This is a genomic window from Kribbella albertanoniae (assembly GCF_004348455.1).
GTDB lineage: Bacteria > Actinomycetota > Actinomycetes > Propionibacteriales > Kribbellaceae > Kribbella > Kribbella albertanoniae.
Window position 1 is genome coordinate 14605 of the sequence record NZ_SMKA01000018.1, and the last position, 24959, is coordinate 39563.

The following is a 24959-nucleotide window of genomic DNA, read 5'->3' on the forward strand; positions in this document are numbered from 1 at the left end:
CGTGTTCGGGACGGCAGAGCTGGTTCTCGCGTCGACCAACCGGCGTACCCGTGAGGTCCAGCCGGAGGAACGCGAGGTCTCACTGGTGACCGCAAACAGTATTCGGAGGAGCAGTACAAGGGCGGCAATCGCTTGAGGCAGGCGATCATCGCCAGCGCCATCCCACCGGCAGCTACGCGGGTTGCAAGGTCGACGGTCCAGGGCCTGCGTGCCACGTTACGCTGCGGATCGCATCTGTGGCTCGGGGAGTCCAGGAGCGGTGGGGCGATGTACGGGTGGGTGTGTCCAAAGGACGACAGTGTGGTTCGCAGCGCGCGGTAGCGGGCTTCTGTGTGCTGGCTGCAGGGGCTGTTCGGGGCGTTGGTTGTTGGTGGGCACGGCGGCGAACATAATGGAGTGGTCGCCTGCCGACGATGCAACAGAGATAAGTCTACGGAGTCGGTAGAGGATTAGGACAATGAACTCAGGACGTTCCTAGATGAATGAAGAAGAAGTGGGCACGTCCGTGAAACTCTATAAAGTGGCGTTCGATCTTCCGGAGGATATAGCGCATTGGGCTCGAGCCTCCGCGGAGCGGCTTTGGGTCGAGAAGACCGATCGAAAGCTGGAAGTGCGAGTGCGGAACACTCCATTCTATGTGAAGGGAGTGGCATTCGGTGATCTTGTCAAGGTGAAGCCCGATGGTGAACGCCGGGAACTCGTGTTCGATGAATTCGTTTCGGAGTCCGGGCATTCAACGGTTCGGGTCATTATCAAGGATCCTGACTCGATAGGTTTGGTCAATGATCTACTTCGGGGTCTCGAATGTTCCTGGGAGATTGATTCATCGGAACTCCTCTGGGCAATAGACGTGCCGCCGCAAATTGACTACCGATCGCTGAGATTATCCCTTCTTGATTTGAATAGTAAGGGAAAGATCGGTATCGAAGAAGGCGCGATCGCGTCAGAGCATCGCAGCATGATCGAGCTGACGGATTCGGAGTAGCTCTGCACGATTAGCTTGCCGGTCTGCCTCGACGCTCGGTGGGCCGGCGTCGTGCTGGCAGTCGAGGCGTTGTACCGGACGCTGCAGGAGGCGCTCGCCAATACCCGAAAACACGCGGTGGGCGCGTCGGCGGTGGCGGCTTTGGAGTACGGCGGGGGCGACTGACCGTGGTGGACCACCCAGGTTGGCGGCCGGATGGCGCAGCACCGGGCGGCTGTGCGGGATGCGGGTCGAACTGCTGGGTGGTTCATTGACGGCGGGGCCGAAAGGCCGACCTCCGCGACCGGCCCAGGCTGTCGCCTACTAGTTCGGTCTCGCCTGACGTACGGCATCTAGCAGCAGGTCGAGGTGGCCGCGGTGTTGTGCGGTTTCCTCGATCATGTGGAGGTAGATCCAGCGGAGGCTTACTTGCTGGCCGCCGAACGACGGGCGTTTGGCCCGGTCGTCCAGGGAGGTGAAGCGGGCCGCGACCGCGCGACTGGCCGCGCACGCGTCGAGGTACAGCTGCCGTAGCTCGGCCACGGTGTTCTCGGCGGCCGAGTGGATCTCCCAGTCGGGATCCTGGTCGAAGGGAGCGGACAGCCAGGGCTCGGCGCTCGGTACGTCGAGGAGTTTGTGGCTGAACCAGAGGTCCTCCACGGACGCCAGGTGCTTGACGACTCCGCCGACCGTCAGCTCGGTGGCGCTGAGTACCCGGGTGGTCGCCTCGGCTTCTGACACCTCGTCGAGGGTCTGCAGGACGCACCTTCGGTGGAAGTCGAGGAACTGCTCGAGGGAGTCGCGTTCACCGGCCGTGGTGCTGGGATAGATCACCGCTCAAGTTTGGCTCAAGAATGCTGGGGCCTCCACTCCTTACGGTGGCACGGCCCTGCGGTGAGTCCACACCGCATGCCCGCCTAATTGTGAGGCTCCTATGTTCGGTCGCCCGCCACTGCGCCGTGCGCGATGGCATTCGTTGACTCGTGTTTCCACCACTCTTCTCACCGCTGTGGCCCTGCTGGCCACGGCCGCTCTGCCTGCCGGGGCGGCGGACGAGCCGCCGGACGGCGAGCTCCCGCCGGTCGCGTGTCCGACTTTCAACGGTGATCCCACCGCCGCCGACGAGTTCCAGGCCTACCAGCTCGCGCTTGCCTGCAACCGCAACATCGAGGTGCTGTCGTTGCGCGATATCGATCGGCAGGCGTTCGCGACGCCGGCCGGTCTTCTCGACACCCAGATCGCCGTCGAGCCGTACTGGGTGCAGAACTCCGCGGGCGCGTGGGTCGACATCGACCCGACGCTCGCCGCGCGGCCGGACGGTTCCGCGCAGGCGAAGGCCACGGTGATCCGCATCGAGACCGGCGCCGGTGGTACGGCGCCGTTCGTGACCGCGACCGACCCGGACGGCGGCGTACTGTCGCTGACCTGGCCGAAGGGTCCGCTGCCGACACCGACGATCAGCGGCGCGGTCGCGACGTACCCGAATGTGCTTCCCGACGTGGATCTCGCCGTACAGGCTGAGGCCGTCGGCTTCTCCTGGGTGCTCGTCGTCAAGACCCCCGAGGCGGCCGAGAACCCGGAGCTGAAGACGATCCGGGTCGGCATCACCACGGTCGGGCTGACCGTCGTGGAGGATGCAGAGTCCGGGCGGATCGACGTACTGAACGCCGATGGGGACGTCGTGTTCGAGGCCGGTCAGGGCATCATGTGGGACTCCTCGCCCGCCGGTGCCGGCGCGCGCAAGCAGACTGCCGTCACCGACCCTGGGAGGATCGGTGACGTAGACGTCCAGAAGACCGGGACGGGGCTCACCCTGGTTCCGGACACGAAGATGCTGGCCGACCCGAACCTCAAGTTCCCGCTGTACATCGACCCGCCGTTCACCTCGACCCGCAAGGCGTGGGCGAACGTGTTCCAGGGCCGTCCGAGTCAGGGCTGGACGGGAGACAGCAGCTGGCCGCGGTCCGGTGGCATGCGGGTCGGCAACGACACGTGGAGCACCTGTGGCGACGGCTGCGGTCTGTGGCGCTCGGCGATCAAACTCGACATCGGCAAGCTGAAGGGGAAGTACATCGCCTCGGCGAGCGTCAACATGCTCCAGACGCACACCGGTGGCTGTGGCGACCAGGGGCTGCAACTCTGGCGTACCGGCGAGATCTCGAACGGGACCGCCTGGAACAAGATCAACTGGTGGTACGGCGCTCCGTTGCAGTCCAAGACCGTGCCTTCGTCGAACACCACCGGCTGCTCCGGCAAGTCCGACGAATGGGTCGAGTTCGACGGCGCGAACATCAAGACGCGCGTCCAGTCGGCGGCTTCCCACAAGGACTCCACCATCACCTTCGGTGTGCGGTCGTCCAACGAGTCCTCCCGGGACGCATGGCGGCGGATCAAGGCCACGAGCGTGAAGCTGCACGTCACGTACTACATCTACCCGCCGCATCCGGACCGGTTGACTGTCGATGGCACCAGCTGCGACCCGACCCTGTCGGGTTCGCCGTGGGTCAACGAGCGGAAGCCGACCTTCTCCGCCCGGGTACGGACCTCCGAGTCGGACTCCGTGTACTGGAGGTTCCGGGTCCGCCCGGCGGCCGCGGACAGCGAGATCTTCTACTACCGCACGCCGGCGCCGGTCGCCGCGTCCACACAGTCCCGGCAGAGTACGAAGTCGCTGCCCGACGGACCGTACCGGTGGCAGGCGCGCAGTGATTCGCGCCAGAGCGACGCGGTGAACTCGGGGTACACCAACTACTGCTACTTCCGGGTCGACGCGACCGTGCCGAGAGTGCCGGATGTGACCGGACCGACGGGGGCCGTCACCGAAGGCTCCACCGTGACCATGAACCTCACGGGCGGCGATGCGGTCGTGAACGGGTCGAGCTCGGGTCTGAATCGCTACGAGTACTCGTGGAACACCGACACCTTCGATCAGAAGGCGGCCGGAACCGCAACGGCAAAGATCAGCAAGTCGGCCGTCACCGCGGGCCGGCACGCGCTGTACATCCGCGCGGTCGACAACGCCGGTAACAAGTCCAAGCACAGGGTGTTCACATTCTTCGCCGGACGCAACATCCCGAAGACGCCGATGGCCGCGTGGCCGCTCGGCAGCGATCTCGTCGACGACACCAGCCACGGCAAGAACATGAGTGTCCTCGCCGGCGATCCGGCCTTCGCGACCGACCCTGTCGACCCGAACAACACCGCTGTGGAGTTCGACGGCAACGACTGCCTGAAGGCGCCGATCGCGATCCGCACGGACGCGGCGTTCACCGTCGCCCTGTCGGTCCGCATGGACGCCATGAACGCCACGTACACAAAGCTGCTTGCTCAAGGCAACACCGCGCACTCGATGTACCAGATCCAGCACAACGCGGCCGACAACACCTGGTCCTTCTCGCTGCTCGACGCACCCGGTGACACGTACGCGTGGAAGAGCATCACCGTTCCCAATCCGGTTGCCCTCGGCAAGTGGTTGCGCATCGTCGCGACGTACGACCCGGATGCCGGACTGTCGCGGATCTACCTCAACGGCGCCCTGGCCGGGGAGAAGGCCGTGAGCTTCACACCGTGGAACGCGACCGGCTTCTTCAGCCTCGGCTGCCTGCCGACCTCGAGCGGCGGCGCCGCCCACACCTTCACCGGTGCGGTGGACAACGTCGGAGTCTGGCAGGGTTTGATGACCCCGACCGAGATCACGAACGGAGCGAAGCTCCCGTACGGCGAGATCGCGCACTGGGACCTCCGTGGCGACGGCACGGATTCCAGCGGCTTCGGTCGTGACCTGACCCTGCCCGCCTCGGCCCAGCAGTCCTTCGACCCGTTCGGTCGTCCGGACGGTGCGCTGGTCCTGGACGGTCAGTCCTGCGCAACGACGAGTACGCCGATCATTCCGTCGGACACGCCGTTCGGTATCGGTGCCTGGGTGAAGCCCGGTCAGGTGACCGGTGGACGCCAGGTGCTGTTCTCGCAGGCGGACTCTGCCGGGGACGGCTTCGCGATGATGATCACGGCCGACGGCAAGTGGGAGCTCGGGGCGCTGTCCCAGATCGGTCTGGCGACCATGGGCACCAGGGCAGCCGGTGGAACGTACATTCCGCCGAAGGCCGGCTGGCAGTACGTCGAATTCCAGTACCACGGTGATGCGAAGTGGACCGCGAGTGTCAACGGCATGGACGGCGTGGTGTGGACCAAGGGTCTGCCGGGTCGTGCGGACGCGCCGCTGACCATCGGTTGCCACGACAAGGGGCAAGGCCGGCAGGACTTCTACCAGGGCCTGATCCACGACGTACAGGTGTGGCGTGGGGTCAAGCCGATTGCGTCGCTGAAGGAATCCGCGCCGGCTGAGGTCGCTTCGTGGTGGTCCCTGGAGGAGACCGGCCTCGACGAGACCGGTAAGGGCCGCAACCTGACCTTCGCCCGCACGCCGCAGTACAACGACGGCTGGTGGAACAACCCGGACAGCGCTCTTGAGCTGGACGGCACCAACTACGCGGCAACGACCACACCGGTCGTCAACACCGACGAGTCGTTCACGGTCGGAGCCTGGGTGCGACTCGATGCGCTCGACGTGCACCAGACGATCGTGGCGGCAACCGGTGCGAACGCCACCGCGCTTCGGCTGCGGTACAGCCCGACGTACCAGCGCTTCGAGTTCGGGATGGCAGCGCAGGACACCGCTGACACCACGACGCACTGGACGAGTGGCGGCCCGGCTCCTGTAGTCGGCACCTGGTACTTCGTTGTCGGCAGCTACAACCTGCGTACCAAGATGATGCGCATCTACGTCGATGGCGACGAGGTTGGGAGCACCACTGGCCCGGTCAGCCCGTGGAAGGCAGCAGGGCCGCTGACGATCGGTGCTCATGACACGACCGCCACTACACCCAGCCATTACCTGAAGGGACGGGTCGACGACGCCGTGGTCTGGCACAGCACGGTCACTGCCAAAGCCATCAGCAACATGTTCGGGACGAACGAGACGGTGGTGAGCTGACGATGCGCAATCTCAAGGTCAAAGCCGGCGCTGTCGCGACCTCGATGGTCCTCTCCCTGCTGGTCCTCTCGTCGTCGGCGTTCGCCAACTTCGAGCGCAGTCCGCAGGCGTTCTCCTCGACCCCCGTCGAAACCGTCGCCGGTGCCGACTCGGCGTTCAAGGATGCCGCGGCGGACTGGTCGGGTGAGTCCTCGGACGCGGCCGGTGACGCCAACGACGGCAACTGGTCCGCAACGGATCTGGCTGCGGCCGGGGCCTGGGCACAGGGCGGCTCGTCCGGCGCCTTCTCCTACAACTACGACATCAGGCTCCCACCGGCCGCCGGACCGACGCCGTCGGTCGGACTGTCCTACTCGTCCGCCGAGCACGACGGGCGCACGTCCGGAACCAACAACCAGGCCTCGATGGTCGGTGACGGCTGGTCCGCGTCGCCGAGCTTCATCGAGCGCACCTACATCGGCTGTACCGACGACAAGGGTGGCAACCAGGGCGACGACCCTACCGGTGATCTTTGCTGGGAAGGCGATTCACCCTCGATCACGGTCAACCTCGACGGCGTCAGTACGTCGCTCGTCCTCGACGACACCACCAAGAAGTGGAAGGCCGCGGACGACGTCGACTGGCGCGTCGAGCACTCCGGCTCCCGGGCCACCGCGAGTGGCGCGACCACCGAGCAGTGGACGATCACGACCACCGACGGAACCAAGCACCACTTCGGATCCGTGACCACGTCCCGCTGGACGATGCCGGTCTTCGGCAACCACTCCGGCGAAACCTGTTACAAGGCAGGTGATTTCAAGGGCTCGCGCTGCAACCAGGCGTACCGCTGGATGCTCGACAAGTCGGTCGATGTCCACGGGACCTTCGCCCAGTACACCTACGAAACGGCGACTGGTCGCTACGCACCAGCAGTCGACTCGGCGACCCAGGCGACGTACATCCGTGATGGCTGGCTGAAGACGGTTGAGTACGGCCAGCGCACCTCGGTGAAGACAGCCAAGGTCGAGTTCACGACGGCGGACCGCTGTCTGTCGGACTGTCGTGAGGCGAACGGTGATCCGAAGAAGGTCAAGTGGCCGGACACACCGTGGAAGCTGACCTGTACGGCGGGCGTCAAATGCGAGGAGTACTCGCCCGCCTTCTTCTCAGCGAAGCGACTGACGGCGGTCACCACCTATGTTGCCTCCGGCACCGGATACTCCGCGGTCGACTCCTGGGCGCTGACCCACGAGTTCAAGAACTACGGCGACAAGGAACAGGTCGTCCTCTGGCTCTCGGCCGTCAAGCACACCGGCCACGTCGGCGGTACGGCGTCCACCCCGCCGACCGAGTTCGGTGGAACCTTCCTGCCGAACCGGGTCGACAACGGGGAGTCGTTCCCCGGAATCTGGCGGCCGCGGCTGACCTCGATCAAGTCCGAGACCGGCGGCGTCACCACGATCAACTACACCGAACCCGACTGCCGGGCCGGAAGCATGCCGTCCAGCGCGCACCAGAACACCCGGCGCTGCTTCCCCTCCCGCTACACGCCCGAAGGGCTGACCGAGCCCGTCGACGTGTACTTCCACAAGTACGTCGTCCGCTCGATCGCCGAGTCCGACGCGACGGGCGGCGGTGACACGGTCTGGAAGTTCTACGAGTACTCCACGACCGGCGGCGGCACGAACGCCTTGTGGGCATGGAACGACGCCGAGTTCGTGCAGAAGAAGGACCGCGACTGGAACCAGTGGCGGGGTTATGCGCAGGTCGTCACCCTGACCGGCGACCCGGCAGACCCGGGCCCGCAACTGCGATCACGCTCTCGCTACTACCGAGGCCTGGACGGCGACAAGTTGCCGAACGGCGAGACCCGTTCGGTCGCAGTGACCGACGAAGCCGGCAACACCGCACCCGATCACCGCGCGCTCGCGGGCGCCGAGTGGGAGTCCGCCTCCTTCGACGACACAACCGTGATCGGAACGGAGACAACCTGGTACTGGACGTCGCGAACCGCCAAGCGCACGTACGACGGTGGCTTCATCGAAGCCTGGCTGACCGGCGAGCGCCGTACCGACAGCCGCACCTTGCTCACGGCCTCGACCTGGCGCACCACGCGCTCCGAGACCGTCTACGACGATCACGGTCGTGAGGTGCAGTCCCACGAGCACGGCGACGTCAGCAAGACCGGCGACGAGCGCTGCGTGCGAACGACGTACGTCGACAACGCTGCCGCCTGGCTGCTGGAGTCGGTGTCGACCGTGGACTCGGTATCAGTCGGTTGTGCGGTCGCGGCGAATCGTCCCGCTGACGTGATTGGTGGCCTGCGGGCCTACTACGACGGCAGCACCTCGCTCACCACGGCGCCGACCAAGGGTCTGATGACTCGGTCGGACGCGCTCGAGTCGTGGGGCGACGCTGCGGTCTACAAGACGATCGGTACGTCGACCTTCGACGCGCTCGGCCGTCAGCTGACCGCGACCGATGCCCTCGGCAACAAGACCACGACTGCTCTCACACCCAGCGCAGGTGGGCCGGTCACCTCGACAGTCACTACGAACGCATTGGGACACGCCACGACCTCGAAGCTCTCGCCGGCCTGGGGCACGGCCACCGAAACGGTGGACCCGAACTCCCGGCGTACGGTCGCTTCGTACGACCCGCTCGGCCGGCGGACCGCCGCTTGGCTGCCCGGCCGCGATCCGGCGACGGAGAGCCCCAACCAGAAGTTCACCTACAACCTGTCGCAGACCGCTCCGACCACGGTCAAGACCGAGCGGATGATCCACGACGGCACATACCTGACCAGCATCTCGCTGTACGACGGGCTCATGCGGGAGCGGCAGGTGCAAGCGCAGACCAACGGCGGCCGGCTTATTACGCAGACCGTGTACGACTCGTACGGGCGCGAGCGATACACGTCAGGAGCCGTGTACAACAACGCCTCCGGCCCGAACAGCCAGCTCGTCAGGATCAGTAGGACGAACGACTTGTCCCGCACGGAGTTCGTGTACGACGGCGCCGGCCGAGTCACCGACGAGGTCTTCGTGGTGAAGGGCACGGAGAAGTGGCGTACGTCGTACCAGTTCGGAGGCGACGCGACGAACTGGAAGACCACTGTCATCGCGCCAGAAGGCGGTACCACCAAGGCCACCTTCGACGACGCACTCGGCCGAACCGTCGAGCTCCGGCAGTACCGCGACCGCGGCGCGACCGGCGCGTTTGACTCCACGAAGTACTCGTACGCCGGCAACGGCCAGCTCGCTCAGGTCACCGACCCGGCGAACAACAAGTGGACGTACGAGTACGACCTTCGTGGCCGGCGGACTGCCTTGCACGATCCGGACACTGGGACCTCGAGGACGACGTACAACCCGGCGGGTCAGATCACGGCGACGACCAACGCCAACAGCAAGACCCTGAGCTACGCGTACGACGAGTTGGGCCGACCCACGAAGGTGACCTCCGCGGGTACCGCGCTCATCGACCGTACCTACGACGGTGCTGAGTTCGGAATCGGCATGCCGTTCAAAGCCACTCGGTGGGTCGACGGGCAGGCGTGGACGACCGAGACGCGCAAGTACACGCCCGAAGGGCAGCCGAAGCAGGTCTACACGCACCTGCCTGCCGCGGCCGGCGCACTGGCCGGGTCGTACTGGGAGGCGTTCACCTACAACGAGGACGGCTCGCTGCACACGTCCGGGGCGAAGGCCGCGGGCAGCCTCAACGAGGAAGTGATGACGCAGTCCTACGACTCGATGGGTCGGCCGGGACGAGTCACCGCGTGGGGCGACGACTTCGGCTTCGGGCAGGTCTATGTCGACCAGGCCATCTACTCGCCGTACGGCGAACTGCTGCAGCGCAAGCTCGGTGACCCCGCTGATGTCAGCGGCACCTCGGGACAGACGTGGCAGACCTGGATGTACGAGGAAGGCACCCGGAGGCTGTCGCAGTTCTACTTCGACAAGGACACTGCGGGAGAGTTCGACGGGTCCAACTACGGGATCGCGGCGTTGTCCTACCAGTACGACAAGTCGGGCAACGTGCTGTCCATCAAGGATGACCCGGTGCATACGTCGGACAAGCTCGACCCGGAGACACAGTGTTTCCGGTACGACTACTTGCAACGGCTCACGGATGCGTGGGCACAGGCAGGTGCTTCGGCGGCTTGTGCCGCGGATCCGGTAGCAGGTGGGCCGGGTGCGTACCACTCGTCGTACGGGTATGACGTGGTCGGCAACCGGACCAGCGAGACGAAGTGGACGCCGACCGGCCCGGTGGAGAAGAAGTACTCCTACACCAAGGAAGGCGAGGCGGGACCGCACGAGCTGACCGGCGTGACTTCCACCGGTGGTGCAGCGACCGCATTCACCTACGACAAGGCCGGTTTCACCACTGGCATCGATCGCGGTGGCCAGGTCGACGTCCTGAACTGGAACCCGACCGGCCGGCTGGACACGATCAAGTCGGACGAAGGTACGGCGAAGTTCGTCGACAACGCGGACGGTCAGCGGATCCTGCGCGCGGACGCCAACGGTGACCTGACCGCATGGGTCGCGGGCTACGAACTGACCTACACGAAGGCGACGAACAAGGTCGAAGCCACCCGCTACTACAAGCACGGTGACGCCGTCGTCGGCGTACGGAACGGTCTGGGCGACATCCAGTGGCTCGCCGGTGATCACCACGGAACGAACCAGTGGATCGTCAACGGCGACACCCTGACAGCGACAGTACGGCGACGTGATCCCTTCGGCGGCGTTCGGGGCGAGGCCCCGCCGAGCTGGCCGGACGACCGCGGTTTCGTCGGCGGTCTCGAGAACGACGACGTCGAACTGACCACCGTCGGAGCCCGCGAATACGACTCGGCCACCGGCCGGTTCATGTCCGCGGACCCGATCATGGATCTGATGGATCCCCAACAGATCAATGGCTACGCCTACGCCAACAACTCACCCATCACCACCTCGGACGCCAGCGGCCTGAAGAGCCTGAAGAAGACCCCCAGAGGTGCGACCCCACAAAAGAAGAAGAAGCTGGCCAAGAAGCAGTCCAAGAGCAGCAATCACCAGAAGGGACCCAAACGCCGAGGCGGCAGCGGAGGCAGCATCGAACTTCACCCGCCGCGAGCCCCCAAGCCACTGCCCGACAACTATGACCGCAACCGCCAACGTCACCGCCCCGGCCCCAAGAGCGACTATCACCACGGCGGTCACGGTCTGGGGCGCGAAAGCCGCGGGGACGAGTGGCTCTGGAACTATTCCGACTTCCTGGCATCGGGGAACTCAATGGTGATGTGCGCAGCGTTCATGGCCGCCGCCTACGAGCAGTGCGTCGAGCACCAGGAAACCCAGACACTCGGCGGCGTTGGGTGGTGCTCCGGCTCATCCTGGTCCGTCTTCTATGGACAGGGGTCGAATGCCTGCGTTACCTACACCAGGGATGATGGGCTCGTCCTCTCGAGAGGGGAGCAGTGGAGCGGTTCCAATGCCGTCGGTGCCGGTGTCAATGTGGGCCCGATCTTCACATCGTCGGATGACGCTGAAGGAGTGGGAGGCGGCGGGTGGGGACTGAGCGTCGACGTCGGTCTCGGTGAGATCGTCTCTGTCGGAGCGAGTGGTTCCGTCTCTGATACCGGTGACTGGACTGTGGGAGCGAACTCTGCAGGCGGAGCCGGCGTCTGTGTACCTGACGTCATCATCTGTGTGTCGGTCTTCCGCGAGGAATCCGAGGCGGTGACGCTCGACGATGCCCTAGATGTCTTGGGCTGGGGAGACTAGATGTCGGAGGGCTGGGCTCAGCCCCGCCTTCTCCGCAGGCGGTTGATCGGAGCGGCTATCTGATCAGCCAAGGCTCGGTGCTCACGTGCGGTCTCGGTATCTCCGAGGCCCGCGTGGGCATCGGCCAGTGCGAGTAGCGCTAGCTCGTGGCGCGCGGGCCAGGGCATGGCGGCGAAGATGTCGGCGGCAACGGTTGCGTGGGCCAGGGCGGCGTCGTACTCGGCGAGTCCGTTGTGGACGCCGGCTTGGACGAGTTCGAGGAAGGCTTGGGAGCCTCGGGGGAGGTCCGGCCAGTTGCGGCGGGCCTGGGCGAGGAGTTCGGCGGCCCAGCGGTGGTCGCCGAGTTCGACCAGCGCGTCGGCGAGATCGCACTGGGATTCCGGTTCGTACGAGAACAGCTTCCGGACCCGGGCGAGTCTCAGCTCCTCCGCGAACGAATCCCGGGCCTGTTCCGGGCGACCGGCGGCCCTGTGGATGCGTCCGCGCACGTTCAGGCACCACATGTCGGTGTACGGATGCGACTGCTGACGAGCCACGGCGAGCGCGGCATCGATCGTTTCCAGGGCCCGGTCGAACTCGCCCGCGCCGAGCTGCAGTTCCGCGGCGCCGACCTCGTACCCGATCCGATGCAGCAGCGGCAGACCGTCGCCGGCGATCGCTTCGGCGCTCCGCAGGTACGCCGTACCTTCGTCGAACCGTCCGAGATGCACCAGCGTCCGGACGGCGGTGCTGGTGAAGATCTGCTGGGACCGGGTGTTGCCCGACGCGATCGCGAGGTCGAGTGCTCGGGTCATAGCTGCGGCGGCTCCGGTGAGATCGCCGTGATCGACCAGATAGATGCCGAGGTTTCCACCCGCGGCGGTTTGTTCCCGATGGGTCAAGGTCCCGGCGACTGCGAGCGCACGGGTGCCGAGCTCGATGGCGTTGGCTGTGTCGCCGGCCTTGCGATGGAGGTTGGCCTTCATGCTCATCATCCGGAACTGGCCGAGTTCGTCCCCGGACTCGGCCGCTCGCTGCGTGGCCACCTCGGCGTGCTGCCGGAGCCGGCCGACGAAGCGTGCTTCGTTGAGCGTGCTGCGGAGAGCGAAAACCAGTCGCCACAGGTTCGGATGATCCTGCAGCGCCTCACAGGCGACGAAGATGTTGGTCTCCTCGTCGGTGTTCTCCCGGTAGGCGCGGTCGTGATGCCATTCGATGAAGCGGTCGATACCCGTTGCCCGGTCGTCGGCACTCAGGTCCTGTGCGCCGGCGCGCGCGGCGTACAACCGCACCAAGTCGTGCATCCGGTATCTCCGGGCCCGATGCTGTTCCACCAGATGCGCCGCGACGAGCCTTCGCAGCGCACGCAGTGTGTCTGCTTCAGGCCTTCCGGATACCGCGACGATCAGCTCTTCCGCGAAATCCTCTCCGGGCAACGATCCCAGCCGGGCGAACAGCTCGCGGGCATCGTCGTCGAGCACGCGGTACGACATCGCGAGGTTCGCGGTGACGGCTGCTGCGGGGTCGCCGTCAACGGTCAGGACGTCGAGCCGGTCCCGCCGTTCGAGCTCAGCAACGTAGTCGGCGATTCGGAGACTCGGTTCGCCGATGATGTGGGCGGCCGCGATCCGCAGTGCCAGGGCGAGCTGCCCACACAGTTCCGCGAGCCGTTGGACTGCGGCCTGCTCCAACTGGACTTGCTCCGGACCGAGGATCCGGGCCAGCAACTGCACGGACTCGTTCGTCCCGAGGGTGCCCACCGGCACCAGCCGGGCGTCGTTCAGCGCGATCAGTCCGGTGAGCCGGTCGCGGCTCGTCACGATCGTGAAGCACCCCGCGCCGGGCAGCAGCGGGCGGACCTGCTCGGCGCTCCGCGCGTTGTCCAGAATCACCAGGACGCCGCTATCGGCCGTGACGCTCCGGAACAGGTCGGCAGCGGCGTCCACGTCCTCCGGTACCGCTTGCCCCGGCATATTCATTGCCACCAGCAACCGACTGAGCGCCTCCCGCGGCGCGACGATCTCGCCTTCGTCGAAGCCGCGCAGGTTCACGTAGAGCAGACCTCCGGGGAACCGCTCGACCGACGAATGTCCCCAGCGCACCGCCAGGGCAGTCTTCCCCGCTCCGCCTGGACCGACGACTGCGGCGAGTGGCGCGACGTCGGCGGCCTCATCCAGCATCTTCAGCTCTGCAGTCCGTCCGGTGAAGCCGCTGATGTCCGAAGGGAGCTGGATGGGCGCGGGCGCTGGTGCGGTGGGCGCGTCCAGCTGCGGATCCTGATCCAGGATTCGCAGGTGCAGGTCGCGCAGTCGCTGTGACGGGTCGGCGCCGAGTTCGTCGCGCAGCCGGACCCGGATGGCTTCGAAGCGGGTGAGCGCGTCGGCGGGTCGGCCGCTGCGGTAGTAGGCGAGCATCAGCAGCTCGGCGAGCGATTCGACGAGTGGTTCTGCATCGCTGAGGGCAGCCAGATCACTCAGTACGGCGGTGTGGTGGCCGGCGTCGAGTTCGGCGGCGTACCGCTCGGTGAGCAGCTCGAGGCGTTCGACCGCGAGGGCAGCACGAGTGTTGTCAGCCCATTGGCCGCTCAAACCCACCAGCGCCTCATCGCCGGCCAGTTCGCAGGCCCGGCGCCACACCTCAAGGGCTGGACTCCCCGACAGGGTGAGAGCCTCTTCGCGCAGTGCGCGGGCGGCGTACAGGTCGATGTCGCGCGGCTCGATGTCGAGGACATAGCCGTGCGAACCAGCCCGCCGGATCGCCGCGCCCGGGACCGATTTGAGGGCGGTACGCAGACGAGCGACGTACGAGTAGAGAACGTTCAGTACGGCGTCGGGCGGGTCTCCGTCCCAGACGCGGTCGATCAGTTCGGTCTGGGCGACCGGCGTACCGGGTCGCAAGGCAAGCGCCGCGAGCACGCAGGCGAGCTTCGGCGCGCCAACTCGGTTCGTGTTGATGCTGATCGGGCCGAACAACCGGATCCTGGGCGGGGGAGGCGGCATCTAGCGCTGCCTCCGTAGTTGGTTGACCGGAGCTGCGATCTGGTCGGCCAGAACCTGGTGCTGACGAGCGGCCTCGGGATCGCCGAGGCCGGCGTACGCGTCGGCCAGCGCGACCAGCGCCAGTTCGTGGCGCGCCGGCCACGGCATGGCTGCGTAGCCGGTGACTGCCTCCGTCGCGTGGGCGAGCGCGGTCTCGAATTCGCCCAGTCCGTTGTGGACACCGGCGAGCACGAGGTTCACGAAGGCCTGGAAACCGCGGGCGACGTTCGGCTGTTTCCGGCGGGCCTCGGCGATGAGCTCGCCGGCCCCGGAGTAGTCGCCGAGCTCGACCAGCACGCCGGCGAGGTAGGACAGGACCTCCGGTTCGTAGGAGACCATTTTGCGGCTGCGCGCCTGCCTGACCTCCTCCTCGTACACCGCGCGAGCCTCTTCCGCGCGGCCGCTGTGCAGCAGGATCTGGGCCTGTACCTGCATGCACCACAGGTCGAGATGGCCGTACGAGCTTCCGCGGGCGATGGCGGCGGCCGCGTCGGCGGCTGCCATCGCCCGCTCGAAATCGCCGCGGTTGAACTGGATCTCCGCGGTGGACAGTTCGAGCCTGAGCCGGTCCTGGGATTCGAGCGTGGTCTTGCCGAGTGCTTCGGCGCTCCGGACGTAGGTCTCGGCCTGATCGAACCGGCCGAGCCTGACCAGTACCTGGACCATGCTGCTGGTGAAGATGAGCTGCGACCGGGAGTTGCCCGACGCGATGGCGAGGTCGACTCCGCGGAGGAACGCGGCGGCGGACCCGGCCAGGTCACCGTGGTCGAACAGGTAGATGCCGAGGTTCCCGCTCGCCACGGTTCGCTCCAGGTCGCTGAGCGTTTCGGCGAGGGCGAGCGCCCGGGTGCCGAGCTCGACCGCGGCATCGCTGTCGCCGTTCGCACGGAGCACGGTGGCCTCCATGCTCGTCATCCGGAACAACCCGACCTGGTCCGCGGCCGCTTCCGCTCGGCGGGCGGCCACCTCGATGAGCCGGTGAACGCGGTTGATGAAACGCCATTCGTTGATGGTGTTGCGCAGCGGGAGAACGAGTCGCCACAGCTTCGGATGATCCTGCAAGGTTTCGCAGGCGAGGAAGACGTTGGTCTCCTCGTCGGCGATCGGCTGGTAGGCGCGGTCGTGGTGCCAGTCGAGGAAGTTGTCGATGAGTGTCGATCGGTCGTGTTCGCTCAACTCACGGTGCCCCGTGCGCGCGGCGTACAGGCGGACGAGATCGTGCATCCGGTAGCGGCGGGCCCGTGGCTGTTCGATCAGGTGCGCGGTGACGAGCCGCCGCAGCGCTCGTAGGGTGTCTGGCTCGGATGCCCCGGACACGGAGGTGATCAGCTCTTCGGCAAAGTCTTCGCCGGGCAGCATCCCGAGCCGGGCGAAGAGGTCGCGGGTGTCCTGGTCGAGGACGCGGTAGGACAGTTCGAGGTTCGTGGTGACCGTTGCGGAGGGGTCGCCGTCGACCGCCAGTACGTCGAGTCGGTCGCGGCGTTCCAGCTCGTCGACGTAGTCGGCGATCCGGATGTTCGGTTCGCCTGCAAGGTGCGCCGCGGCGATCCGCAACGCCAGGGCGAGGTGGCCGCAGAGGTCTGCCAGCCGCTCGGCCGTCTCCTGCTCTGTGTGGACTCGGTCCGCGCCGAGGATTCGGGTGAGCAGTTCCATGGCTTCGGGTCGGTCGAGCGTGCCGACGGGGACGGGGCGGGCGTCGTTCAGTGCGATCAGGCCGGTGAGGCGGTCGCGGCTGGTCACGATGGTGAAGCAGCCCTTGCCGGGAAGGAGCGGGCGTACCTGTTCGGCATCGCGTGCGTTGTCCAGAATCACCAGTACGCCGCGATCGGCCGTGGTTGTCCGGAACAGCTCGGCGGCCGCGTCGACGTCGTCGGGGACTGCCTCGCCCGGCAAATTCATTGCCACCAGCAACCGTCCGATCGCGTCCCGCGGCTGCACCAGCTCGCCTTCGTCGAAGCCGCGGAGGTTGACGTAGAGCAGCCCGCCGGGGAACCGGTCGACCATCGTGTGTCCCCAGTGGACGGCCAGCGCTGTCTTTCCCGCACCACCCGGTCCGACCACCGCGGCGAGCGACGCAGCTTCGGCGTACTGGTCCAGCGCTTTCAGTTCGGCGGCGCGGCCGGTGAATCCGCTGATATCCGACGGCAGCAGGATCGGCGCGGTCGCCGACAGTTCTAGCGCCGGATCCTGGTTCAGGATCTGCAGGTGCAGGTCGCGCAACCGCTGCGATGGGTCGGCGCCCAGCTCGTCGCGCAGGCGCACCCGGATGGTTTCGAAGTGGGTGAGTGCGTCGGCGGGCCGGCCGCTGCGGTAGTAGGCCAGCATCAGCAGTTCGGCGAGCGGCTCGGCCAGGGGCTCAGCCTCGCTGAGTGCTGCGAGTTCTCCCAGTACGGCGGCGTGGTGGCCGGCGTCGAGTTCGGCGGTGTACCGCTCGGTGAGCAGCTCGAGCCGTTCGGCAGCAAGCGCGGCACGGGTCTCGTCGGCCCATCGCCCGCTGAGCCCGACCAGAGCCTCAGCGCCGACCAGCTCACTGGCTTGGCGCCAGAGTTCGATGGCTTCGGTTGGGCCCGCCGCCACGGCTTCTTCGCGCAGTGCGCGGACGGCGTGCAGGTCGACGTCGTCCGGTTCGATGTCGAGGACATAGCCGTGCGAACCAGCTCGCCGGATCGCCGCGCCCGGGATCGGCTTGAGGGCGGTTCGCAGGCGAGCGACGTACGAGTAGAGGACGTTCAGTACGGCGTCAGGTGGGTCGCCGTCCCAGACGCGGTCGATGAGTTCGGTCTGGGCGACCGGCGTACCGGGTCGGAGCGCAAGGGCGGCGAGCACGCACGCAAGCTTGGGCGCGCCCAGGCGGGTTGTGCCGATGGTGATCGGGCCGAGCAACCGGATCCTGGAGGAGGGAGGCGGCATGCGCGGACCGTAACAGTTCCCCGGCCCCCACACCGCCCTCTGCCCGCCCCGTGGGACCGTTCCCAGGCCAGGGAGACGAGGCGCCGGTCACACAAGTGGCGGACTCGGGTGCGATGGGTTAGCGTGGACATATGAACAGTTCTGCAGATGTGCAGGGTCTCGACGAGTGTGCGGTCCGGCTGGTTGACCCGGAGCGGGTGACGAGCGTCAATGCCCGGATGCCGGCCGAGGACGACATCGTCGACACCGCCGACGTCTTCAGTCTGCTCGGAGATCCGCGGCGGTTGAAGCTGCTGGTCGCGCTGCTCGATGGTGAGCTGTGCGTGTGCGACCTGGCCGCCGTGACCGGGCTCAGTGAGTCGGCGACGTCGCATGCCCTGCGGCTGCTGCGCGCGCACCGGGTGGTCGCCGTACGGCGGGATGGGCGGAACGCGTTCTACCGTCTGGACGACGCGCATGTGCGGATGCTGGTCGACCTCGCGGTCGCGCATACCGAGCACACCGACGCGATTCACCCGGAGCGCTGAGATGGCTGACGCTGGACACGGGCACGGCCACGGGCATGCGGTCAGTGGTGACGCGGACCGGAAGCTGCTGAGTGGTGCGCTGGCGCTGATCGTCGGCTTCATGCTGGTGGAGGTCGTGGTCGGGTTCGCGGCCGGTTCGCTGGCGTTGATCACCGACGCCGCGCACATGCTGACCGACGCGATCGCGATCGTGCTCGCACTGGTTGCGATCCGGTTGTCGGCGAAGCCGCCGCGCGGTGGGTTCACGTACGGGTTCAAGCGGGTCGAGATCCTGTCCGCCCAGGCGAACGGGATCACCCTGCTGCTGCTCGCCGTCTACTTCGTCTACGAGGCCGTCACCCGGATGATCCATCCGCCCGAGGTGAAGGGTGCGCTGGTCCTGATCACCGGTGTGGTCGGCATCGTGGTGAACCTGTTCGCGACCTGGCTGATCAGCAAGGCGAACCGCTCGAGCCTGAATGTCGAAGGCGCCTTCCAGCACATCCTGAACGACCTGTTCGCGTTCATCGCGACCGCGATCGCCGGTCTGGTCGTCCTGGTGACCGGCTTCGCCCGGGCAGACGCCATCGCCGCGCTGATCGTCGCCGCGCTGATGCTGAAGGCAGGTGTCGCGTTGGTGCGCGACTCGGGCCGGATATTCCTCGAGGCTGCGCCGGCGGCGATCGACCCGCAGGCGCTCGGCGCCGAGCTGTGCGCGATCGAGGGTGTGGTCGAGGTGCACGATCTGCACGTCTGGGAGATCACCTCGGGTGAGCCTGCGGCCTCAGCGCACATCCTGGTTGCCGAGGGCCTGGACTGTCACCAGATCCGGATTCAGATCGAGGCGCTGCTGGCTGAGCGGCACGGGCTGACGCACTCCACCCTGCAGGTCGACCATGCGACGGGCGACGAGATCGACGCGCACTGTTCGGACGCGCACGGCACCGTGCACCGCTCGATCACCACCGCTGGACGAGGACCTGACCTGGCCAGTCCGGGGCATTGACCCGCTGGACGACGAAGGCGCCGTCCCGGGTGAAGCCCTGCGATTCGTAGTACCGGATCAGGGCGCCGTCGTTCCCGGCGAAGCAGTCGAGCCGGACCTGCGCGATCCCCGCGTCGCGGGCGAGCTTGCGGGCGTGATCGAGCAGTACGCCGCCGAGGCCCTGGCCGGTCGCGTTCCGATCGGTGACGAGGAGCCGGACGAAAATCTCCGGTACGTCGGCCGGCGGGACCGGCGGTTTGGCGGTGCCGATGGCGAGTGCGCCGACCGGGCGACCGTCGTACTCGGCGATCCAGAGGCCGCCATCGGTGGCGAACCCGGTGATCTGCTCGATCCGCCACGGGCTGGTCGAGTGCGGCTGCGTGCCCCACTGCTCGGTCCGCCCCTGCGCGACCAGCCACTCGGTCGCTCCGTCGAGCAACGCGAGCACCGCCGGTACGTCGTCCCCGTGGCCGGGTCGCATCGTGATCTGCACAATTTTGAGGATAGATGTCGAAAGCCGTCTGGCAGTCTCTACCTAGGTGTGAGGAAAGGAGCTCACCGTGAGCGCACAGAAGCTGGACAAGACCTTCACCGCACCGCTGCAGAAGAGCCCGGCCAAGGGCGGCTGGACCTACGTGCAGCTGCCGGGATCGGCGGAGTATTTCGGGACCCGCGGGCTGGTGAAGGTGCGCGGGACGATGGATGGGCACCCGTTCGAGAGCTCGTTCATGGCTCTGGGTGACGGAACCCACAAACTGCCGGTGAAGGCCGATCTACGCACCGTCCTGGCGAAAAACCCTGGTGATGAGATCACCGTCCACCTCACGGAACGGCTCTGAACCGGCCAGGATCTCGTGGCGGCGGTCACAATCTGTCATGTACTGAGTAAGGACTCTGTGAAGAATCGCTGCTGACGGCCTCCTCGGCTGTGGTTCATCCGGTCCGGACCGTAAGTTCGGATGCGGGTGGTCCGTCGAGGTTTGGGGTGAAGGAACGTGCAACGGGGCTCGCGTGGTGTGCCGTCGGCATGCCCTCACGCGCCGGAGCTGACATCGTGACGGCGCTGAACAGGGTGCTCGGTGTCGCCGGGGTGGTCGTCCTGCTGGCTGGGATCGCGCTCGGTTTCCGCTCGGTGTCGTCGAGTGGGACCAACTGCGGCTCGGCCTTCCGGACCGCGGCCGGGATCACGCCGATGGCCTGCGACAGCGCGCTGAGCAGCGCCGGCACGCTGGTCACCGTGGTGATCGCTGCCGGGGTGGCGCTCCTGGTCGGGGCGGTCGCTGTGAAGAAGATCTCGGCCCGCGTCGGCGACTGAATTCGGGTGCGTCCGGTGCCCGGGCGCGAGAAGGTGTCGGGGATGACTATCGAACCCTTCCGGCTTGCCGTGCCCGACAGTGAACTGGCTGACCTGCGGACCCGGCTCGACCTGGTCCGCTGGCCCGACGAAATCCCCGACGCCGGCTGGGAGTACGGCGTACCGGTGGCCTATCTGCAGGATCTGGTCGCCTACTGGCGCGACACCTACGACTGGCGAGCAGCCGAAGCCCGGCTGAACGAGTGGCCGCAGTTCACCACCACGATCGATGGCGCCCAGGTTCATTTCGCCCATCTCCGCTCGTCCGCGCCGGATGCGATCCCGCTGATCCTCACGCACGGCTGGCCCGGCTCGATCGTCGAGTTCACCGAGGTCGCCGGCCCGCTGCTGGAGTCGTTCCACCTGATCATCCCGAGCATCCCCGGTTTCGGGCTGTCCGGGCCGACCCGCGACCGCGGCTGGGAGTACCAGCGGATCGCGCGCGCTTGGGCCGTCCTGATGAACGAGCTCGGCTACGACCGGTACGGCGTACAGGGCGGCGACTGGGGTGCCGCGATCTCGCGCGAACTCGGGCGGATCCACCCCGAGCGGGTGATCGGCGTACATCTCAATCTGATCCCTGGCGCCGGGGCGACCTCGGAACCGACGGCTGCCGAGCTGGAGCCGCTGGACCAGGCCGAGCGGGACCGGACCTGGGCGTCGTGGCGGCGGTTCCAGGCGTGGTCGAAGGAGGAGCAGGGGTACGCCGATCTGCAGTCGACCCGACCGCAGACCCTGGCCTATGCGTTGACGGATTCGCCGGTCGGGCAGCTGGCGTGGATCGCGGAGAAGTTCGTGGCGTGGAGCGATCCGGCGACCGAGATCGACCGTGATCATCTGCTCACCAACGTGATGCTCTACTGGCTGACCCGGACAGCGGGGTCAGCGGGCCGGATCTACTACGAGCGCGCGCACGCGTCGTACGGAGATCTGATCTCGACCACCCCGACCGCGTTGCTCGACCTCGCACACGAGAACTTCATCCCGTTACGGCACAAGGTCGCGCAGACCGACAACATCGTCCGCTGGACGAGCCATCCGCACGGCGGGCACTTTGCGGCCATGGAACAGATGGCCGTTTTCGTCGGGGACGTACGTGCGTTCTTCCTGAGTCTTACCTAAGCTAGGCATCGGCTGGGGGGCCATCAGATTGGCGGAACATCGTCATGGGGGGCGGGGCCGTGATCCGAGTGTTGCTCGGACACCGGGGCGCATTGCTGCGTGGGGCATTGGCCACGGTGTTCGCTACTGAAACTGATCTGGACGTTGTTGCTGTGCTGGAGCACGCCGACGAGGTGCTGCTCGCGACCGCGCGGCAACAGCCCGACGTACTGGTGCTGGACGCCCAGTTGCCAGGCGACCTTCGGGTCGAGACTGTGATGCGGCGCGCGCCGTTGACCGCCGTACTGATGTTGTCCGATCGCGATCTGCCGGCAGCGAGCATTCTGGGGCTGATCCGCCAGACGCCGCGGGTCGGGCTGATCGCGACCGATACGTCACCCGGCGAGCTGGTCACGGCGATCCGGGGGATCGCGTCCGGGCAGACGGTGCTGGATCAGGAGCTGGTGCTGGCCGCGCTCCGGGCCGACGACAATCCGCTGACCGATCGCGAGCGCCAGGTGCTGCGGCTGGTGACCACCGGCGCGACTGCGCAGGAGGTGGCGCGGAAGCTGTGCCTGAGTTCGGGGACGGTGCGCAACTACCTGTCCCGCATCCTCACCAAGACGCAGGCACGGACCCGGATCGAGGCGGTCCGTAAGGCCGAGCGGGCGGGCTGGATCTGAACTGTCCCGAGGCCGGACTAGGGTTGCCCGCATGGGATTCACCGGTTTCCCGGCGGCAGCGCTGGACTTCTACGACGACCTCGAGATGGACAACAGCAAGACCTACTGGACGGCGAACAAGCACGTCTACGAGGAGTCGGTGCGAGCGCCGATGGCGGCGCTGCTGGCCGAGCTGGAAGCCGAGTTCGGTAAGGCGAAACTCTTCCGGCCGTACCGCGATGTCCGGTTCGCCAAGGACAAGACGCCGTACAAGACTCACCAGGGTGCGTTCATCGACCTGGCGCCGGCAACGGGCTGGTACGTCGAGGTGTCGGCTCCCGGGGTTCGGGTGGCGGCGGGGTTTTATGAGGCGAACTCGGAGCGGCTGGCCCGGGTTCGGACTGCCATCGATGACGACCGTCGGGGCAAGCAGCTCGAGAAACTGCTGGACGATCTCACCGCAGCCGGGTGGACGGTTGGTGGCGATCGGCTCAAGACCAGTCCGCGTGGTTATGACGCCGAGCACCCGCGGATCGAGCTTCTGCGGCACAAGTCCCTGACGGTCGTGAAGTCCTACGGTTTCGAGCCTGTCATCCACACGCCGGAGCTGGCCGACGTGATCCGGGCCGACTGGCAGGCGACTCAGCCCCTGCTGACCTGGCTGACCGACAACACCTAAACCCCGTACCGAGCCGGTCGCGGGGAGTGACGCGCTTCACGTAATGAACCAAATGACGAATTTGGTCAGTGCGTCTAATGTGGGAGTCATGACCACTTCAACGGAACGGCAGCGCCGGGCACTGGTTGTTGGGCTCGGCATCAGCGGCACGTCGACAGCACTCGCGCTCCTCCGGGCCGGCTGGACGCCGGTTCTGGTGGAGAAGGCGCCGCAACGGCGTTCGGGCGGGTACTTCGTCGGTCTGTTCGGCGCGGGCAAGACCGCGGCCGAGCGGCTCGGCATCCTGGATCTGTTGCACGACCGGACGGCGTACGACGGACGGAACTACGACGCCGATCGGTTCGGTGAGTGGCGGGCAGGAATCGGCTTCCGCGATATTCCGGGCGAGCCGTGGCTGATGGTCCGCGGTGATGTCGAGCAGGCCGCGTTCGAGGCGCTGCCCGCGGGCGTTGAGGTTCGCTACTCGACGGTGCCGACCAAGATCGAGCAGGACGCCGACGGCGTGGACGTTACGCTGACGAACACGGCGGACGGCAGCAGCGCCACCGAGCGCTTCGACCTCGTTGTCGGTGCGGACGGTCTGCGGTCGACGGTTCGCAAGCTGGCGTTCGGGCCTGATACGCGTTACCTGCATCGGCTCAACTACATGATCGCCGCGTTCCAGTTGCCCGGTGGGCTCGGCAGACTCGCGCTGCACGACGGTCTCACCCTGCTGGAGCCCGACCGCTCGCTGTGGGTGTTCCCGTTCGCCGACCACGCACCGACGGTGCTCTTCGGCTATCAGACCGACGACGTGGACGCCGAGTTCACCGAGCCGCCGGCGGTCCGCGTGCGCAAGGCATTCGGTCCGAATCCGACGGGCGACGTACTGGGTGCAGCTCTGGAAGCGCTCGAGGCCACCGACGATCTGCTGTTCGACTCGGTCGAGCAGGTACATATGAACCGCTGGCACGAGGGACGCGTCGTACTGGTCGGTGACTCGGCTTGGTGCGTGACTCTGTACGCCGGGATGGGCGTCTCCGCAGGTTTGGCCGGAGCGGACCTGCTCGGGACCATGCTCGGCCGGTACGACGATGTCGGGCGCGCGCTGTCCGAGTGGGAGGGCCAGTTGCGCCCGCACATGGGCTACTACCAGCAGCTGGGCATCCAGCAGACCGCGATCTTCACGCCCAACCGCAAGCAGATCACGGTGCGCCGGCTGATGACGCGGGGGATGACGATGCCGGTAGCCTCGCAGGTGCTGAAGTTCGTCCGGACCCACAACAAGTCCGGCCGGATGAAGGACCTCGACATCGCGCGGGTGTGAACGGAAGGACGAACGATGGCGGTACTGGCCGAGCAGGAATCCGGCAGCGCGGCACGCATTCTCGGGGCCGCGCGGGAGCTGGTGCTCAAGCGCGGGGTCAAGGGGCTGACGGTCGCGGAGATCGCGGACCGGGCACATGTTGCCAAGGGCACCATTTACCTGCACTGGAGCACCCGCGAGGACCTGCTGGTCGGGTTGTTCGGCCGGGACTTCATGGCCTCTCTCGACGAGTCCGCCGCGCGCCTGGCCGCCGACCCCGAGGTCGCGCGTCCCAGCCGGCTGGTGCCGATGATGGTCCAGAGCACGGTCGAGCATCCGTTCATCCGCGCGCTGCAGACCGAGGACGATGACCTGCTTGGCGTTCTCACCCAGCACCCGCGCAGTGCGAAACTCCTGGAGACCCTCGGTCCTGCCGCCATGGTGGGTGTCGCCCTGCCGGTCTGGCGTCGGCATCGCCTCGCTCGCACCGACTGGGAGTTCGACGAGCAGGCCTATGCCTTACAGGCCTTGCTGGTGGGCTTCCTGAACACAGCCGTCGAACGCCGGACCCTCGCGATCATCTCCGTCCGCGAACCGTCCCGGGTGATCGCCGCCGCGGTGACCGCGCTGCTCGGTCCCGAAGAACCCGGGCCCGGCGACGTCCGTGCCACCGCCGACGCAGCCCTCGCCGAGCTCGCGATCAAGCGCGCAGCACTCCTGGAATCCATCGGTAAATAACAGAGGAGC

The 24959-nt window shown here is 66.8% G+C and carries 16 protein-coding genes; 12 read left to right on the forward strand and 4 right to left on the reverse strand.

The window, feature by feature from the left end; translation table 11 throughout:
• Positions 1 to 478: 478 nt before the first annotated feature.
• A complete protein-coding gene (locus E1261_RS07245) occupies positions 479 to 985 on the forward strand; it encodes a DUF4265 domain-containing protein (protein WP_132403839.1) in 507 nt (168 codons plus the stop codon).
• A gap of 303 nt (positions 986 to 1288) precedes the next feature.
• On the opposite strand, the gene E1261_RS07250 is transcribed toward E1261_RS07245, so the two are convergent.
• Positions 1289 to 1798 (reverse strand): DinB family protein, encoded by a 510-nt coding sequence (locus E1261_RS07250; protein WP_132403842.1) that lies wholly within the window; start codon positions 1796 to 1798, stop codon positions 1289 to 1291.
• Between the two features lie 175 nt (positions 1799 to 1973).
• Between E1261_RS07250 and E1261_RS07255 the strand changes: the two genes are divergently transcribed.
• A complete protein-coding gene (locus tag E1261_RS07255) occupies positions 1974 to 5957 on the forward strand; it encodes a LamG domain-containing protein (protein ID WP_165952405.1) in 3984 nt (1327 codons plus the stop codon).
• Between the two features lie 2 nt (positions 5958 to 5959).
• The gene (locus tag E1261_RS07260; protein WP_132403848.1) at positions 5960 to 11713 is read left to right on the forward strand and encodes an RHS repeat domain-containing protein; all 5754 of its coding nucleotides are present in this window, start codon (positions 5960 to 5962) and stop codon (positions 11711 to 11713) included.
• 17 nt (positions 11714 to 11730) lie between these two features.
• Here E1261_RS07260 and E1261_RS07265 read toward each other — a convergent pair whose 3' ends face one another.
• Positions 11731 to 14691 carry an AfsR/SARP family transcriptional regulator gene (locus E1261_RS07265; protein ID WP_132403851.1) on the reverse strand — a complete coding sequence of 987 codons (2961 nt, stop codon included), beginning with the start codon at positions 14689 to 14691 and terminating at the stop codon, positions 11731 to 11733.
• Positions 14692 to 17640, reverse strand: a complete 2949-nt coding sequence (locus E1261_RS07270) for an AfsR/SARP family transcriptional regulator (RefSeq protein WP_132403854.1) — start codon at positions 17638 to 17640, stop codon at positions 14692 to 14694.
• Positions 17641 to 17771: 131 nt separating this feature from the next.
• On the opposite strand from E1261_RS07270, the gene E1261_RS07275 reads away from it, so the two are divergent.
• A complete protein-coding gene (locus E1261_RS07275) occupies positions 17772 to 18167 on the forward strand; it encodes an ArsR/SmtB family transcription factor (protein WP_132403857.1) in 396 nt (131 codons plus the stop codon).
• A gap of 1 nt (position 18168) precedes the next feature.
• Complete coding sequence (locus E1261_RS07280) at positions 18169 to 19152, forward strand: cation diffusion facilitator family transporter (RefSeq protein WP_132403860.1); 984 nt, start codon at positions 18169 to 18171, stop codon at positions 19150 to 19152.
• Here the strand turns inward: E1261_RS07280 and E1261_RS07285 are convergent.
• Positions 19106 to 19624 (reverse strand): GNAT family N-acetyltransferase, encoded by a 519-nt coding sequence (locus E1261_RS07285; RefSeq protein WP_238176060.1) that lies wholly within the window; start codon positions 19622 to 19624, stop codon positions 19106 to 19108. The two genes, E1261_RS07280 and E1261_RS07285, sit on opposite strands and share 47 nt — an antisense overlap.
• 67 nt (positions 19625 to 19691) lie before the next feature.
• Here E1261_RS07285 and E1261_RS07290 point away from each other — a divergent pair, with 67 nt between their 5' ends.
• The 7 genes from E1261_RS07290 to E1261_RS07320 all read left to right on the forward strand — a co-directional run bounded on the left by E1261_RS07290 (position 19692) and on the right by E1261_RS07320 (position 24950).
• Positions 19692 to 19970 carry a DUF1905 domain-containing protein gene (locus E1261_RS07290; RefSeq protein ID WP_202874405.1) on the forward strand — a complete coding sequence of 93 codons (279 nt, stop codon included), beginning with the start codon at positions 19692 to 19694 and terminating at the stop codon, positions 19968 to 19970.
• Positions 19971 to 20116: 146 nt separating this feature from the next.
• The gene (locus tag E1261_RS07295) at positions 20117 to 20446 is read left to right on the forward strand and encodes a hypothetical protein (protein WP_238176061.1); all 330 of its coding nucleotides are present in this window, start codon (positions 20117 to 20119) and stop codon (positions 20444 to 20446) included.
• 42 nt (positions 20447 to 20488) lie between these two features.
• Positions 20489 to 21607, forward strand: a complete 1119-nt coding sequence (locus E1261_RS07300) for an epoxide hydrolase family protein (protein ID WP_132403866.1) — start codon at positions 20489 to 20491, stop codon at positions 21605 to 21607.
• A gap of 59 nt (positions 21608 to 21666) precedes the next feature.
• The gene (locus tag E1261_RS07305; protein WP_238176062.1) at positions 21667 to 22269 is read left to right on the forward strand and encodes a response regulator transcription factor; all 603 of its coding nucleotides are present in this window, start codon (positions 21667 to 21669) and stop codon (positions 22267 to 22269) included.
• A 31-nt stretch (positions 22270 to 22300) separates the two neighbouring features.
• Positions 22301 to 22927, forward strand: coding sequence for a DUF2461 domain-containing protein (locus E1261_RS07310; protein ID WP_132403872.1), 627 nt, complete (start codon positions 22301 to 22303; stop codon positions 22925 to 22927).
• Positions 22928 to 23015: 88 nt separating this feature from the next.
• Positions 23016 to 24233, forward strand: coding sequence for an FAD-dependent monooxygenase (locus tag E1261_RS07315; RefSeq protein ID WP_202874413.1), 1218 nt, complete (start codon positions 23016 to 23018; stop codon positions 24231 to 24233).
• Positions 24234 to 24248: 15 nt separating this feature from the next.
• Positions 24249 to 24950 (forward strand): TetR/AcrR family transcriptional regulator, encoded by a 702-nt coding sequence (locus E1261_RS07320; protein ID WP_132403878.1) that lies wholly within the window; start codon positions 24249 to 24251, stop codon positions 24948 to 24950.
• Positions 24951 to 24959: the final 9 nt, after the last annotated feature.

Coding starts and splice junctions, on each gene's coding strand:
- E1261_RS07245 (WP_132403839.1), top strand. CDS start 479: ATGAATGAAGAAGAAGTGGGCACGTCCGTGAAACTCTATAAAGTGGCG.
- E1261_RS07260 (WP_132403848.1), top strand. CDS start 5,960: ATGCGCAATCTCAAGGTCAAAGCCGGCGCTGTCGCGACCTCGATGGTC.
- E1261_RS07265 (WP_132403851.1), bottom strand. CDS start 14,691: ATGCCGCCTCCCCCGCCCAGGATCCGGTTGTTCGGCCCGATCAGCATC.
- E1261_RS07270 (WP_132403854.1), bottom strand. CDS start 17,640: ATGCCGCCTCCCTCCTCCAGGATCCGGTTGCTCGGCCCGATCACCATC.
- E1261_RS07275 (WP_132403857.1), top strand. CDS start 17,772: ATGAACAGTTCTGCAGATGTGCAGGGTCTCGACGAGTGTGCGGTCCGG.
- E1261_RS07280 (WP_132403860.1), top strand. CDS start 18,169: ATGGCTGACGCTGGACACGGGCACGGCCACGGGCATGCGGTCAGTGGT.
- E1261_RS07300 (WP_132403866.1), top strand. CDS start 20,489: ATGACTATCGAACCCTTCCGGCTTGCCGTGCCCGACAGTGAACTGGCT.
- E1261_RS07310 (WP_132403872.1), top strand. CDS start 22,301: ATGGGATTCACCGGTTTCCCGGCGGCAGCGCTGGACTTCTACGACGAC.
- E1261_RS07315 (WP_202874413.1), top strand. CDS start 23,016: ATGACCACTTCAACGGAACGGCAGCGCCGGGCACTGGTTGTTGGGCTC.
- E1261_RS07320 (WP_132403878.1), top strand. CDS start 24,249: ATGGCGGTACTGGCCGAGCAGGAATCCGGCAGCGCGGCACGCATTCTC.